This is a genomic window from Paenibacillus durus (genome assembly GCF_000756615.1).
Lineage (GTDB): Bacteria > Bacillota > Bacilli > Paenibacillales > Paenibacillaceae > Paenibacillus_AQ > Paenibacillus_AQ durus.
In genome coordinates, this window is the sequence record NZ_CP009288.1 from 5575708 (window position 1) to 5590235 (window position 14528).

Annotated in this window: 12 protein-coding genes; 3 read left to right on the forward strand and 9 right to left on the reverse strand. The window is 54.1% G+C overall.

The window, feature by feature from the left end; genetic code table 11:
* Positions 1-106 precede the first annotated feature (106 nt).
* A complete protein-coding gene (locus PDUR_RS24610) occupies positions 107-1330 on the forward strand; it encodes an MFS transporter (protein WP_042208583.1) in 1224 nt (407 codons plus the stop codon).
* Between the two features lie 70 nt (positions 1331-1400).
* Here PDUR_RS24610 and PDUR_RS24615 read toward each other — a convergent pair whose 3' ends face one another.
* Positions 1401-3104, reverse strand: coding sequence for a glutamine--tRNA ligase/YqeY domain fusion protein (locus tag PDUR_RS24615; RefSeq protein ID WP_042209687.1), 1704 nt, complete (start codon positions 3102-3104; stop codon positions 1401-1403).
* 178 nt (positions 3105-3282) lie between these two features.
* Here PDUR_RS24615 and PDUR_RS24620 point away from each other — a divergent pair, with 178 nt between their 5' ends.
* Complete coding sequence (locus tag PDUR_RS24620; RefSeq protein WP_042208584.1) at positions 3283-3531, forward strand: DUF2164 domain-containing protein; 249 nt, start codon at positions 3283-3285, stop codon at positions 3529-3531.
* A 55-nt stretch (positions 3532-3586) separates the two neighbouring features.
* The gene (locus PDUR_RS24625) at positions 3587-4135 is read left to right on the forward strand and encodes a GNAT family N-acetyltransferase (protein WP_042209689.1); all 549 of its coding nucleotides are present in this window, start codon (positions 3587-3589) and stop codon (positions 4133-4135) included.
* 193 nt (positions 4136-4328) lie between these two features.
* On the opposite strand, the gene PDUR_RS24630 is transcribed toward PDUR_RS24625, so the two are convergent.
* The 8 genes from PDUR_RS24630 to PDUR_RS24665 all read right to left on the reverse strand — a co-directional run bounded on the left by PDUR_RS24630 (position 4329) and on the right by PDUR_RS24665 (position 14477).
* Positions 4329-4970 (reverse strand): MOSC domain-containing protein, encoded by a 642-nt coding sequence (locus PDUR_RS24630; RefSeq protein ID WP_081949960.1) that lies wholly within the window; start codon positions 4968-4970, stop codon positions 4329-4331.
* 39 nt (positions 4971-5009) lie between these two features.
* Positions 5010-5510 (reverse strand): GNAT family N-acetyltransferase, encoded by a 501-nt coding sequence (locus tag PDUR_RS24635; protein WP_042208585.1) that lies wholly within the window; start codon positions 5508-5510, stop codon positions 5010-5012.
* Between the two features lie 214 nt (positions 5511-5724).
* Positions 5725-7791: a molybdopterin-containing oxidoreductase family protein gene (locus PDUR_RS24640; protein WP_081949643.1), complete on the reverse strand. Its 2067-nt coding sequence runs from the start codon at positions 7789-7791 to the stop codon at positions 5725-5727.
* Positions 7792-8105: 314 nt separating this feature from the next.
* Complete coding sequence (locus tag PDUR_RS24645) at positions 8106-8933, reverse strand: formate/nitrite transporter family protein (RefSeq protein WP_042208586.1); 828 nt, start codon at positions 8931-8933, stop codon at positions 8106-8108.
* 281 nt (positions 8934-9214) lie between these two features.
* Positions 9215-10579, reverse strand: coding sequence for an FAD-dependent oxidoreductase (locus PDUR_RS24650; RefSeq protein ID WP_042209695.1), 1365 nt, complete (start codon positions 10577-10579; stop codon positions 9215-9217).
* A gap of 337 nt (positions 10580-10916) precedes the next feature.
* Positions 10917-12551 carry a formate--tetrahydrofolate ligase gene (locus tag PDUR_RS24655; protein WP_042208587.1) on the reverse strand — a complete coding sequence of 545 codons (1635 nt, stop codon included), beginning with the start codon at positions 12549-12551 and terminating at the stop codon, positions 10917-10919.
* 391 nt (positions 12552-12942) lie between these two features.
* Positions 12943-13965 carry an LLM class flavin-dependent oxidoreductase gene (locus PDUR_RS24660; protein ID WP_042208588.1) on the reverse strand — a complete coding sequence of 341 codons (1023 nt, stop codon included), beginning with the start codon at positions 13963-13965 and terminating at the stop codon, positions 12943-12945.
* 164 nt (positions 13966-14129) lie between these two features.
* Positions 14130-14477, reverse strand: a complete 348-nt coding sequence (locus tag PDUR_RS24665) for a DUF3243 domain-containing protein (protein WP_042208589.1) — start codon at positions 14475-14477, stop codon at positions 14130-14132.
* Positions 14478-14528: the final 51 nt, after the last annotated feature.

A 14528-nucleotide genomic window follows, 5' to 3' on the forward strand; every position in this document is an offset into this window, starting at 1 on the left:
AAAATGCTGGTTTGTACACCTTTTCAACAAATGATACGATGATATTAGCGGCTATGGCCGGCTCTTATTTATCATACACGGCATTTGCGGGAGGAGAGCACCCAAGTTGCGGGAGAATACTGGAAATCCATCAACCTTCACATCCTTGAAATGGTTCAACTTTTTTGTATACGGGACAATGGTTCTATTCACCAGTTTCTTTCAGCTTTATCTGCAGGACGTAGGGATGAACAAGCTGGAAATCGGTGTCTTAATGTCAATCGGACCGCTCGTGTCGGTCTTCGCCAACCCGTTCTGGGGAATATGGACCGGCCGATATCAGAATAACAGGGGCGTTGTACTGCTGATGCTGGCAGGGACGCTTGTGTTCTCCCAGATTATTTTTCAGGCAAATACATATGAAATGATATATACTGCGATGGTTCTGTTCTATTTCTGCCAGACTCCGCTGTTCGCGCAGAGCAATACGCTCCTCTTAAGTTATATCGAGGGGACGCCTCTTCGCTTCGGGTCCTTTCGTCTCTTCGGATCGCTTGGCTGGGCGCTGACGGCTCTAGCCGCGGGCCCGGTTATTCAGTACGGCGGCGTCTCGGTGCTGCCTTATCTGTTCGCGGTCCTGCTGGGTCTATCCATCGTATCGCTTGCCGCCATGCCTAAGCTGCGCAGCTCTATCGGAACAGCGCCTTTGCCGCTTAGAGGGTTTCGCCTGCTGTTCAGGAATCCTTATTTCCTGTTTTTTATCTTTTTCGGCATACTGGTATCTATTCCTAACACCATAAATAATACGTTTATGTCGCTGTATATCAACGATATGGGCGGCTCCAAGACGATGATCGGTCTGGCCGTGTTCCTCTCCTCCATCCTTGAAGCGGGTGTGTTCATGCTGTGCAAACGCTATTTGCGGCGTAAAATCTCCGTTCTCGTCGGCTGGCTGGCGCTGGTCAGCATTCTGTTCGTGCTGCGGTGGTGGCTGATGTCTCAGGCAACGCTGCCGCTTGAGGTGGCTTTTATTCAAATTTTACATTCCGTAACGTTCGGCGGCTTCTTCTACGTAGGGACTCAGTTGACGATGCTGCTGATTCCTGGACCGTACCGCTCCTGCGGACAGGCGCTCTACACTCTGTCCTGGGGCGGAATTTCGGGCATGATTGGCGGTATCCTTGGCGGATGGCTGTTTCAGTATCTCGGCGCCCAGAGCATGTACGAATTCTGTGTCTTCCTGTCGCTAATCGGCGCGCTGGGGTACGGAGGAATGTGGTTTTTTGTCAACAGAGGCGGTTACCGGCCCACATCGGCGACCCATGATGAACTTGAAGAAGATGGAATTTAGGCTTTCGTGCCTGCAAAAAAAACGGCTGACACGCTTTCGGGCGGCAGCCGTTTTTTCATATGATCTCAGCTTAACCTTGCTTCGGCGGCTGATACGAACTCTTGAGCGAAACGATCAGGTTGAAGACAGGTTTACCAGGCTCGGAGTACCGGCTGTCCACGTTAAAGTAACCATGCCGGAAAAATTGGAACTTGTCCTGCGGTTTGCTCTCCTTCAGTTCAGGCTCCACGAAGCCGTGCAGGATTTCAAGCGATTTCGGGTTCAATTGGTCAAGGAAGGACCCTACCGCCTTATCAGCGGCTTCCTGTTCTTCGGCCTCCCCTTCATTGTCGGTTTCCTCCGCCTGAATCAGCGGTTCATACAGGCGGAATTCCGCCGCAGCGGCGTGGCTCGCCTCCACCCAGTGCAGCGTTCCTTTCACCTTACGGCCGGTAAAGCCGCTGCCGCTCTTCGTTTCCGGATCGTAGGTGCAGTGCAGCTCGGTCACTTCGCCGTTCTCATCCTTGATTACTTCGTTGCACTTAATGAAGTAGGCATGCTTCAAGCGCACCTCATTGCCCGGGAACAACCGGAAATACTTACTCGGCGGATTTTCCATAAAATCGTCGCGTTCAATGTAAATCTCGCGGGAGAACGGAATTTGCCGGCTGCCCATTTCCTCGTTCTCACTGTTATTCTCCGCTTCCAGCCATTCGACTTGTCCCTCGGGATAGTTGGTAATAACGACCTTAAGCGGACGAAGCACCGCCATCGTGCGCGGAGCCTTCAATTTCAGATCCTCGCGGATAAAATGCTCCAGCATTTGCAGATCGACCAGGCCTTGACTCTTGGAAATGCCCGTCTCATACACGAAGGCGCGGATCGCTTCCGGCGTGTACCCACGGCGGCGGAGACCGGAAATCGTCGGCATCCGCGGGTCGTCCCAGCCGTCGACATGACCTTCGTCCACCAGCAGCTTCAGCTTCCGCTTGCTTGTTACGGTCTGCGCCAGATTCAGCCGGCCAAATTCATATTGATGCGGCACGGCAGGCATTTCGCACTCAGCGATAACCCAGTCATAGAACGGACGCTGATCCTCGAACTCCAGGGAACAGAGGGAATGCGTCACACCCTCGATAGCGTCCTCAATCGGATGCGCGTACGCGTACATCGGGTAAATGCACCATTTGTCGCCCGTGTTATGGTGATGCGCATGGGCAATCCGGTAAATGACCGGATCGCGCAGATTGATATTGGGCGAAGCCATATTGATCTTGGCGCGCAGCACCTTTTCCCCATCCTTGAATTCTCCAGCCCGCATCCGGCGGAACAGATCCAGATTCTCCTCTACGCTGCGTTCACGGTACGGGCTGTTCTTGCCCGGTTCGGTCAGCGTGCCGCGCAGCCCGCGGATTTCGTCCGCGCTGAGATCGTCCACATAGGCCTTGCCTTTATTAATGAGAAGCTCCGCCCGCTGGTACATTTCCTCGAAATAATCGGACGCAAAGCGTAAATTCTCCCAATCATAACCGAGCCATTTTACGTCTTCCTCGATCGATTTGACGTACTCCGTATCTTCCTTGAGCGGATTTGTGTCATCGAACCGCAGGTTCGTCTTGCCGCCGAACTCGTCGGCCAGCGTGAAGCTGATCCAAATCGCCTTGGCATGTCCAATGTGCAGATAGCCGTTCGGTTCCGGGGGGAACCGGGTGACGACTTCTTTCACTTTGCCGGAGCGGAGATCTTCGGTAATGACATTTTTAATGAAATTGGAGGGGGTGCTTCGGTTCTCCACAGCAATCAACCTTTCATTCTATAGTTCTTGTCCTTGTTCTTGTATAAACATGTTTCCTCTTAATATACCCGTTACGCTGGGATTGTTCAATAAAATGGCATATCCGCCCAGGGCGCCGGTTCCCTTTGACTTCCCGCCGGTTCATGGAGTAGCATGAGGTTCAGGAGGAGGCGAGCGGATGAAACCGATTAAAATGCCAAAAGAGCATCGGGAAGCGATGCTTGATCATATTCAGGAATTTTTCGAGCTTGAACGCGGCGAAAGCATCGGACGCCTCGCGGCGGACAACCTGCTGGAATTTTTCCTGAAGGAGCTTGGACCTGCCGTCTATAACCAGGCGCTGAGCGACTGCCGGATTCTGACGGCGCAGCGGATGCAGGGGCTGGAAGAGGATATATATGCCCTGGAATGGAAAGAAGGGCGGTAATAACCGGCATTCATGGTTTGCAAAGAGCACGACAGAAAAAAAGGGAGGCCGCAGCTTGTTCCATTTTGTCATAGATGATGAGCTTGTTCTTAAGCCGCTGGCGCCTGAGCATGCCTTACCCATGTTTGAGCTGGTCGACCTCTCGAGGACCCGTCTGAGCCGGTGGCTTCCTTGGGTGGACAGCGTGACGGAGCGAGCTCATATCACAAGCTACATTAAGAATGCTGTTAAGCAGGGCAGCGAGAACGGCGGCTTCACCGCTGGCCTGTGGGTGGGAGGCGAATTCGCCGGCGTTATCGGATTTCATGAAATCGATTGGCATAACCGGTCTGTCGGCATCGGCTATTGGCTTGGCGAGGGTTATTGCGGCAAGGGATACATGACGAGCGCCTGCCGGGTGTTTATCGACCATGCCCTGATGGAGATGGAGCTGAACCGGGTAGAAATCCGCTGCGCAACGGGCAATACCTCAAGCCGTGCTATTCCCCAGCGCCTGGGCTTCGTGCTGGAAGGAGTAATCCGGGAAGCCGAACTGCTGCCATCTGGCTATGTCAATCATGCCGTATACGGTTTGCTGCGCAGCGAGTGGAAGATGCTGAGATAGTTCCTGGGGTGAAGGATCCGCCGAAACAAGAATAAACGGCTGCGCCGTCCTCGCAGGAGGAGGGCATCCGTTTCTCGTAGAAATATCAGGTCAAGGATAAGCGCGAAGCTTATACTTTCTGATATTTAGAAAAAGCCCCGCAAAATGCGGGGTTCGGCAGCTTGGCTTATCGGATAAATCAGGGCCCCGCCTCTTATTCCACCCCGTCCAGCCACGCCTGAAACTTCAACCGGACGACGGATGAAAGGCTGCTTAGCCGGACTAGCTCTTCAAGGCCCTGCTTGTCCCTGCGCCCGGCTTCCATCATATGCAGCACGCGCGACACTGGCACTCCGCCGTCTCCGGAGGAGACCTTCACGACCGCTGAGCCGGAGGCCAGTTCTCCTTCGCGCAGCACCCGGAAATAGAAGCCGCTGAAGCCCGACTTCAGCACCTGCGCGGGCATATCCGCAGGACCATGCTTTTGCGAGAGCTTGAAGCAGGGATAGCGGGGCTGGCTCACTTGAAGAAGGGCGCTGCCGATCTCGTAGATGTCGCCGATGCACACCTCCGTTTCCAGCAGCCCGGCGGTTGTCATATTCTCGCCGAAGGCGGCGTAGTCCAGCTTCTTGCCCAGCCACTCCTCCCAGTAGGCGTAATGCTCCGACGGATACACGCAGACGGCTTTGTCCGGCCCTCCGTGATTGACCAGATCAGCTTGTCCATCCCCGGTCAGCCCGCCGGCGGATACATGCACAGGCCCTTCGACAGGGGATTTGTAGATGCCCGTCTCCAGCGACTTTCCGCGATAAAGGGTCGTAATCGGCAGCCCCACATTCAATGATATGATCTTCATGACCATCCCCGCTTTCATTTCGTTTACTTCAATAGGCGGCTATACGAGATAGCAGCTCATAAATACCTCGTCCACGTAGCGGCCTGCAAGATAAAATTCCTCCCGCAATCGCCCTTCTTCATCGAACCCGCATTGCGCATAAAATGCCAGGGCCGCAGCGTTGCAGGAAAGCGCGCGCAGCCGAAGCTTGCGGATACCGCGTTCCGCCGCCAGCGCCTTAACGGCTTCGATCAGGCTTCGGCCGATTCCGAGGCGCTGCCAACCTGGATGGACGGCGATATGAATCTCATAGACATGCCGGTTGCTCTTCATTCCGGTAGGACAGCCGAAGCCGACATAACCGCATAGCGTGTCCCCTTTCATCGCCACAAGCTGGGAGCCGGGAGGCGCATGCAGCAAAAAGTCCTCGTTCGACCGCCACGTCAAGGCTGCAGGAGCCGTATCCTCGGTCCATATCAGATGATCCAGCATAATCAGCTCGCGAACGTCGCGAAATTCCGAGAACCGGATGAACAGCGTCTCTCTGTCTATGTGAAGCATTTTCGTATCCCCCTTGCATTTGAACGACTGCCACTCCAATATTGTTCCGACATAGACGATATTGAACAGCTCGGCCCGCCGCCCGGCGAACCGGATGCCGATGGTTGTCCAAAAACCTCATCTGCCTATATATCCCCTGTGATCTGCATGTCAGTTATTGCTATCCTAGTATTACGCCTAACCGACGTTTGGGGCAAGCCTATGCATTGACGCTTTAACGCAGTTCAACCTGGACCGTTGCGGAGAAAAAGGTCGCTCCCTTCCCCATATCGCTCAGCCGGTCCGGGGTAAGCACATTGCTCCGCTGCGCGCGGTCCTTTCCTTCCCACCACAGCCCTTGGCTGATGACGGTGCCGGGCAGCATCCGGTCGGTTACCGCCGCCCAAATCTGTATCAATCCGCGATCATTGTACACTTTGACCTCATCCCCGTCGGCAATTCCCCGCTCCGCCGCATCTGCGGGATGAATTTGCAGAGTCGGCCTTTTCTCTAAAGTCTGATGCTTCCCGACATTGGAGAACGTGGAGTTGAGGTAATTATGGTTCGGCGGCGATATGAACATAAGCGGATACTTTTCTTCCTTGCCCGGCCGCCGGATGCCGTCAAAGCCTTCGGCAAGCGGAGTATAAGTTGGCAGCGGCGGCAGTCCCGCATTCTCCATTGCCCGCGAATACAGTTCAATCTTGCCGGAAGGCGTGGGCAGATTATCCAGATACCGTTCTTTAGGCGTCATATCCAGTTTGACATGGCGCTCGGCTTTCAGCCGCTCCAGCGTCACTCCGTTCAGATACGGATTGCGCGGATAGTCCAGCGCCTCGCGGATCATGTCTTCTTCACTTTGCCCGAAGGCTTCCTCGTCAAAGCCCATGGCCTTGCCAAGCAGCGAGAACAGCTCAACATTGCTCTTGCACTCTCCCGGAGCGGACAGCACCGGTTCCTGGAGCTGGATATAGTGATGCCAATAAGAGCTGTACAAATCGGTATTTTCAAAAGTCGACGTCGCGGGAAGCACAATGTCGGCGTATTTGGCCGTATCAGTCAGAAAAAGATCATGCACGACCGTAAAAAGGTCCTCGCGCGCGAATCCGCGCCGCACCCGCTCCGCGTCCGGCGCGACGACGAGCGGATTGCTGCAGTAGACGAACAGCGCCTTAATCGGCTGCTCCGTCATTTCCAGCGCTTCGCCGATCCGGTTCATATTTATGCTGCGCGCCCGCGGATTCGGGCGCAGATCGGGACGCTCCAGCGCCCGGGAATTCATCCCGGCATACCCGCCGTTCCCCTTGGTCGCGCCTCCCCCCGTCTTCAGCCATTGTCCGGTCAGCGCCGGCAGACAGGCGATGCTGCGCACCGCCATGCCGCCGTTGTCATGATGCTGAAGCCCGTTGCCGATGTGGATATAAGACACCCCAGCCTCTCCGTACAGCTTGCCCAACTGTTCAATGTCTTCTGCGGGGATGCCCGTAATGGCCGCCACGGCCTCCGGCGTATACTCTTCCGCCTGCTTCCGCAGTTCTTCATGCCCCACCGTATAAGTCTTAAGGAAATTCGCGTCCGTCATCCCGTCGCGGAACAAAATATGCATGATGCCGAGCGCCAGCGCCGCATCCGTCCCGGGGTAGAGCGGCAGGAACCAGTCGGCCCACTGCGCCGTACGGTTCTTGTGAACGTCGATGACGATGATCTTGGTGCCCTTCTTCCGGGCCTGCTCGGCCAGCACAACCTGATGCATGTTCGTGCTGACGATATTTCCGCCCCAGACGATGATCAGATCAGCGTTCACGATATCCTCCGGGCTTGTCCCGCCGCTGAAGCCCATCGTATATTTCCAGCCCGCGCTTCCGGCGGCATTGCAAATGGTCTGCTCCAGACGGCTTGCTCCAAGCGCGTTGAAGAACCGGCGGTCCATGCCTTCCACACTGAGCACACCCATATTGCCGTAGAAGCTGTAAGGCAGAATGCTCTCCGGCCCGTATTCTTCTGACAGACTGCGGAATTTGTCGGCTATCTCGGCAATCGCCTCATCCCAGCTGATCGGTTCGAATAGGGCCTCGCCTTTGCGTCCCACGCGCCGAAGCGGAGTCGACAGCCGTTCCGGATGGTGGACGCGCTCCGCCATATGCCTGACCTTGTTGCAAATGGCTCCCCGGGTCACCGGGTGCTTAGGATCTCCTTCAACTTTCACAATCTTCCCATCTAGCTTATGGACAAGAAGACCGCATGTATCGGGACAATCCAGTGAGCATACCGCCGGAAATACGCCGTTCTCTAATTTTCTCATACTCGCAGCCCTCCTTATTTTCACTGCTGTTATTGTATAATTGAACGTTCCCTTACGTAAAGGTGAATCATGCACGGGAAAACTGATTCATTCCGGTAATTGCCGGGTAATAGAAGACATGAAATACTCCCTATTGATTTCGCCGTAAGCTTCGGTTTCGTTCCCCCGGACCGTTAGCTGTTACGGCGAACTTTGTTTTGTCGTAATTGTCTGCCATACGGACATAAAAAGGCACCGCTCCACTGGAGACGGTACCTTGGTTGGTTGGATATTCATATTGAGATATAGAAGATTATTGCCGTTAACGGCGGGTATTATGCGTGTTTCTTCACACCTGCGGACGCTACATTGTCAAGCGATTGAACCGCTGCAGGGGATTTGCGCAGGTAGGCATTCCAATAAGCGCCTGCTACAAAGAGGGCTCCGCCTGTCAGGTTGCCCAGCCAGACCGGCACGAAATTGCCGATGTACTGTCCCCAAGAGAAATGGCCTTCGAAAATGGCTGCTGGAATAAGGAACATATTAGCGACAACGTGCTGGAATCCGATGGCAACGAAAGCCATGGTCGGGAACCAGATACCGATAATTTTGCCGCTGAAATTGTCGGCACCGTAGGACAGCCAGACAGCCAGCGCGACGAGCCAGTTACAACCGATACCCGAGATGAAAGCCTGGAGGAATGTAGCGTCCAGTTTGTGTTCCGCCAGATCAACCAGCTTATCGAGGTAGACGCCATCGGCGGTCAAACCGACGACATGGCCGAAGAAATAAGCCACAAACAGTGCTCCCGCCAAATTGCTCAGCGTAATCAGAATCAGATTCTTAATCGTCTCTCCGAACGAAATCTTCTTGGAAAACATTGCGAGCGGCACAGCCATCATATTGCCGGTCAGCAGTTCGCCCCCTGCGAGAAGTACGAGAATGAGTCCGACCGGGAACACTGACGCCCCGATAAAGCTGGCGATGGACCCCCATTCCTTCGGCGCGCTGGCAATGACGCGAATATCAAGCAAATACCCTAGAGCGATGAACGCTCCTCCCAAAAAACCGAGGATAAGCACGGTGGCCAGAGGGTTATGAGCCTTCTTTATGCCGTTCTCCACCGTAACTTCGGCTATTTGCTGCGGTTTGTTATAAGCCATTGTTCCTGTCTCCTTCTAATCATTTACTTTAAATTTTTCCTTTGGGTCTCATTGTAGCGCTTCGCCCCTTACATTTACGTGATAATTATCACTTGAGAAAAATAACAAGTGAAAATTTTCACTGGTGTGTCAAACTTTAAACCGCTTCCGGTAATTGGGAAAAGTTATGTATGAAAATACGCGTTTAGCCGCCTCGAATAAGCAAAAACCGGAGCCGCCAGGCTCCGGTTTTCAAGCGATATTTTGAAGTATCAAGATGTTTAAATTCGGGAAACTTCCCCTTATACTCTGACCGGCTGTCTGCTGTCTACAGTCTTCGGCAGCGCCTGAAGGCCGACGGTGTTCAGGAAGTTCCACGGCTTGTTGTAATGCGGCTGGAAGAAGAAATCGATGAAGGCAAGCTGGTCGACCGTCATGCCGTTCTGAATGCAGACCGAAATCGTATTGATCGACTGGGTCAGATCCGCCTTAGACATGATCTGTGCTCCCAGAATACGGCGCGTGCAGCGTTCAAAGACTACCTTGAGCTGAACCTCTTCGAAGGAAGGCATGAATTCCGGACGGTAATTGTCCGTAATCATCACCGCTTCGGCGTCGATTCCCTCGTTTTTCGCGGCGGCTTCGGTCAAGCCGGTTCCGGCTATGTTATCCTCATAAATTTTGATGCCCGAAGTACCCTGGGTGCCCATATATGGAATCGTGTTGTTCACCAGATTTCGTGCAACTAGCGTACCCATCCGTACGGCGTTGGTCGCCAGCGGGATATAGGCTTTTTTACCGGTAGGATTGTAGTGAATGGCGCAGCTGTCTCCTGCTGCAAACACATCTGGCGCGCTGGTGCGCATATACTCGTTCACGATAATCGCTCCGTTGCCGAGCATATCGACCTGCCCCTTCAGCAGTTCCGTGTTCGGACGGAAACCGATGCAGAGGATGACCAGATCGGCTTTGTATTCGCCTTTATCCGTAACGATTGTCGTGACTTTACCGTTCTCGCCTTTGAAGGAGCTGACCTTTTCGCCCAGCGCCAGTTCAATGCCGTGATCCTTTAGAGACTGTTCAATCGGATTCGTAAATTCGGCGTCGAGATATTTGCTGAGAATGCGCGTCTCGGCGTCGATCAATGTAACCTTTTTACCGTTAAGCTGGAATGCCTCGACCAGTTCGACGCCGATGTAGCCTGCTCCAACAACTGCGATCTGCTTGGCGTGCTGAGCTTTTTCGATAATCGTATTGGAATGTTGGAAGTTTTTCGAAAGCACAATGTTATCAAGTTCAATTCCCTCAAGCTTCGGCATAATGGGCCAAGACCCTGTCGTTACAATCAGCTTGTCGTAGGTGTCGTCGAATTCCTTGCCTGTGCTTAGGTCGCGGGCGCGCAGCGTTTTGTTCTTCGTATTAACGGAGACAACCTCATGGCGCATATTGGTCTTGACTCCAAGCTCGGCCAGCTTCTCCGGGGACGAATAGAACAACCCCTGCGGGTCCTTCACAACGCCTCCGACATAAAGCGCAATGCCACAGGACAAGAACGAAATGTTGTCATTTCGCTCATACACGGTAATTTCGGCTTCCGGGTACAGCTGGGCGGTATTGACAATAGCGGCGGTTCCTGCGTGGGTACACCCAATAACAGCTACTTTCATGATTTCTTCCTCCTCCATTTTTAAAAATTCTCTTTTTTTAAGGAATATTAAGTGACTGTGACTTATTTCACTTAATGCCATTATTATATTGTGATAATAATCACATTTCAATCTTTTTTCCGTTTTTTAACAGATTGTTCACAATTTAAAATATTCAATTTCGGAAAAAGTCCGTATTAGTTTTGCCCGCTTGCCCGCTCATTATGTCAGTGACAGCCGAAGCAGCCGGTCGGTATCCGTGTGTACAACTCTTTAAGCGATCTTCAAAAAAATAACCCCCGGATTCGCTGGCGAACCCGGGGGCTGTAAATTTTACTAAAAACTTAAAAATTTTATATTATAAAAGGCCGATCAGTGTTCCTTCCCTGTCAATCTGCAGGCCCTCGGCGGCAGGCTTGGCCGGCAGTCCCGGCATTGTCACAATGCTGCCGGTAATCACAACGGCAAATCCCGCTCCCAGCGAGAGCGTTATGTCGCGAACCTGAACAGTGAAGCCCTCGGGCGCTCCAAGCAGGCGCGGCTGGTCGGAGAAGGAATAAGGGGTCTTGGCCATGCATACCTGCAGATGGCTTAAGCCCAGCCTTTCGATCAGCGCCAGACTGCGTTTGGCCGCCGGACTGAAGGCGACATCGGCGCCGTGGTAAATTTCTTTGACGATTTTGCCGATCTTGGACGGGATGTCCAGATTGTCTTTGTACAGCGGCGCATAAGCGGAAGTATCCGAGCCGGACAACAGCTTCTTGAGTGCGGTGGCCAATTCCAGCCCTCCGGCGCCGCCCTCGGCCCAGGCCTTGGAAATCGCGGCAGGCACATTCAGACGTCGGCAGGCCGCCAGCACTTCCTGAATCTCCGCTTGGCTGTCGCCTTCAAAATGATTGAGAGCCACCAGCACCGGGACGCCGAATTTCCGCAAATTCTTGATATGCCGCTGCATATTGGAAAGTCCGGCAATCAGCGCAGCCCGGTTCCCGGCATACAGCTCACTCTTAGGGACACCGCCGTTATACTTCAGCGATTTCACCGTAACGACCAGTACGGCAGCGGAAGGCTTAAGGCCTGCCTGCCGGCATTTGATGTCCATGAATTTCTCCGCTCCGAGATCGGCGCCGAAGCCTGCTTCCGTCACGACAACTTCGCTAAGCTTCAGCGCGTAACGGGTGCCGATCACACTGCTGCAGCCATGTGCGATATTGGCAAACGGTCCGCCGTGCACGATGACCGGCGTTCCCTCCAGCGTCTGCACCAGATTCGGTTTAATCGCCTCTTTCAGCAGGGCGGTCATGGCGTCCACCGCTTTCAGACTGCCCGCCGTTACCGGCTTCCCTTCGCGATCATAGCCGATCAGCATCCGGCCAAGGCGCTCCCGCAAATCGGCCAGATTATTGCACAGACACAGCACGGCCATGATTTCGGAGGCGGTGGTGATCAGAAATCCGCTCTCCCGGACCGTCCCGTTGCCGTCGCCAAGCCCTGTCACGATGCTGCGCAGACTGCGGTCATTCATGTCCATAACCCGTTTCCATACGATCTTCTGCGGGTCCAGCCCGAGCTCATTGCCCTGGAATATATGATTGTCAATCATGGCCGACAGCAAATTATGGGCCGACGTCACTGCATGAATATCGCCCGTAAAATGCAGATTGATCTCGTCAGCCGGAATAATCTGCGCTTTTCCGCTGCCCGTAGCTCCGCCTTTCATGCCAAGACAAGGGCCAAGCGACGGTTCCCGCAGCGCAGCCACTGTCTTGACTCCTGCTCTGTTCATGGCCTGCGCCAGGCCGATCGTCGTCAGCGTCTTGCCTTCCCCCGCAGGGGTTGGGTTGATTGCGGTGACCAGCACCAGCTTGCCGTCCGGACGGCCCTTGATCTCATCCCACAGGGATGGAGCCAGCTTGGCCTTATATTTGCCATACAATTCCAAATGTTCTTCATGAATTCCCGTCTCTGCCGCAACTTCCGTAATTAACTTCATGACAGTATACTAACCCCCTGAAACATAATATCCTAAACCTGTCCGCCAGCCATCCTATTTCATCAGCATGCCGTACATTAAGCTCTTATTACAGGATACAAGGTCTTTGGGAAGCGTCAAGCCTTATTTTCAGGCTTTATCCCGTTCTCTAATGAACTCCATACGATGAAAAAAGCCTTCCGGTAAGGGCAGACCCATGTTCCGGAAGGCTTCGCCGCGGGTGCACAATTACCGACATGGAGGTATTGGCGGCGGCGGCACGATATGCATACCTCTCGCCGCGCCGCTTTCATGCGTCCGGACTACCGACCGGAGCCGTGTTTTTACGTTTCCTTCCCATCTTACCTTATATTTGGCGAATTTCAACAGTGGAAAGGCGGCAGGACGGCTGTCAGGACGGAGACATACGCGGGGTCAGCCCGCAGGCTTCTGCGATCAGCCGATACGACTTCAGCTTATCCGAAAAGCGGTGCATCACAGTGCCGATCATCACTTCCTCGCAGCCGGACCGCGCGCAGAGGTCATGCAGCTGATCTCTAATCTCTTCCGGGGAGCCGACCAGCAGGGATCTGCGGTTCTCCTGGACGATATGCTTTTCGTAAGGCGTATACGGATAGGACAGCGCGTGCTCCACGGAGGGGGTCGGCGCAGACACATGCGTCTTGTCCAGCAGAACCGCCGAGAGGTCCATACTTGAGGCGAGCCGGTCCGCCTCTTCCGTTGTCTCCGCGCAGGCCGCGAACACGGCGAACATTCCCTGGGGCTTCAGTGACAATGGCGATGGGCAAAAACGGCTGCGGTAGGATGCCATCGCCTCCTCGCCATCATGAGCGTTAATAAAGCGGGCAAAAGCAAATCCCGTTCCAAGCCCGGCGGCCAATAATGCGCTGTCCTTGCTTGAACCGAGCAGCCAAATCTCCGGCGCTGAACTGCCGGTTGGCATCGCTTGCAGCCCCGCAAACCGGTGATGCACATCTGCCCCGTCATGCAGATAAGCTATCAGATCCTTGACCTGCATGGAAAAATTGTCCGGGGCCGCCTTTCCATATTCCTGCAAGGCCCGGACGGCAAGAGCGCCTCCGCCGGCAGCCCGGCCGATCCCAAGGTCAATCCGCCCGGGATATAGAGCCTCCAGCACGCGAAAATTCTCCGCGACCTTATATGCGCTATAGTGAGGAAGGAGGATACCGCCCGAGCCGATTCGGATCGAGGAGGTAACGGCAGCCAAATGCGCGACGAGCACCTCCGGGCTTGACCCGGCAAGACCGGACGCAAAATGATGCTCGGCCACCCAGAAGCGGGAATAGCCCAGCTTTTCGGCCTCCTGAGCCAGGATGGCGGTCTGCGCAAGCGCCTCGGCCGGCGTGCTGCCCTCCGACACTGGCGACTGGTCAAGCACACTGAGCTTAATCATAGACAGACACCCTTTCCGTGAAACAGACGACTGACTCCTTGCAAAAGGCTGCAGCCGTCTTTTCTTCAAATTCGCTTGTTATGTATTTATTGCTTCAGGTCCAAGACCTCAAAAAACCCTCCTCGGCTAGCCGAAGAGGGTTGAAAACTTGATTCTCCTTTTCCTTAGACCCGTTCGGACAACGCCAGCTTAACCAGCATGGAGGCAAGCTTGCTGCGCTCCTCTTTGCTTCCGACCCTCCACAGCTCCAGAAGCAGCATTTCCTCACTGTTGCGCGGTTCCTCATAGGCCGCCAGGTAGTCCGCCACCTTCTCCGCCGCCTGAGCTAACTGCGCCTCGCCGAAGCCGATTTTTCTAGCCAATTGAATCCGCTTGCTTAAGTAAGTACGGAATGCGTCGAAATTGCTCAAGATTTCTTCCCTTTGCCCGGGTTCGATCCGATTGAGTGTTTCCTTCACCAGTCCGATTGCTACGCCACCGTCTTTGCTTACAACATGGTTATGCTCGGACATGTCGCCAGCCTCCTTTAGCGTTAATAGCGGTTTTACACTAATTAACCGGAC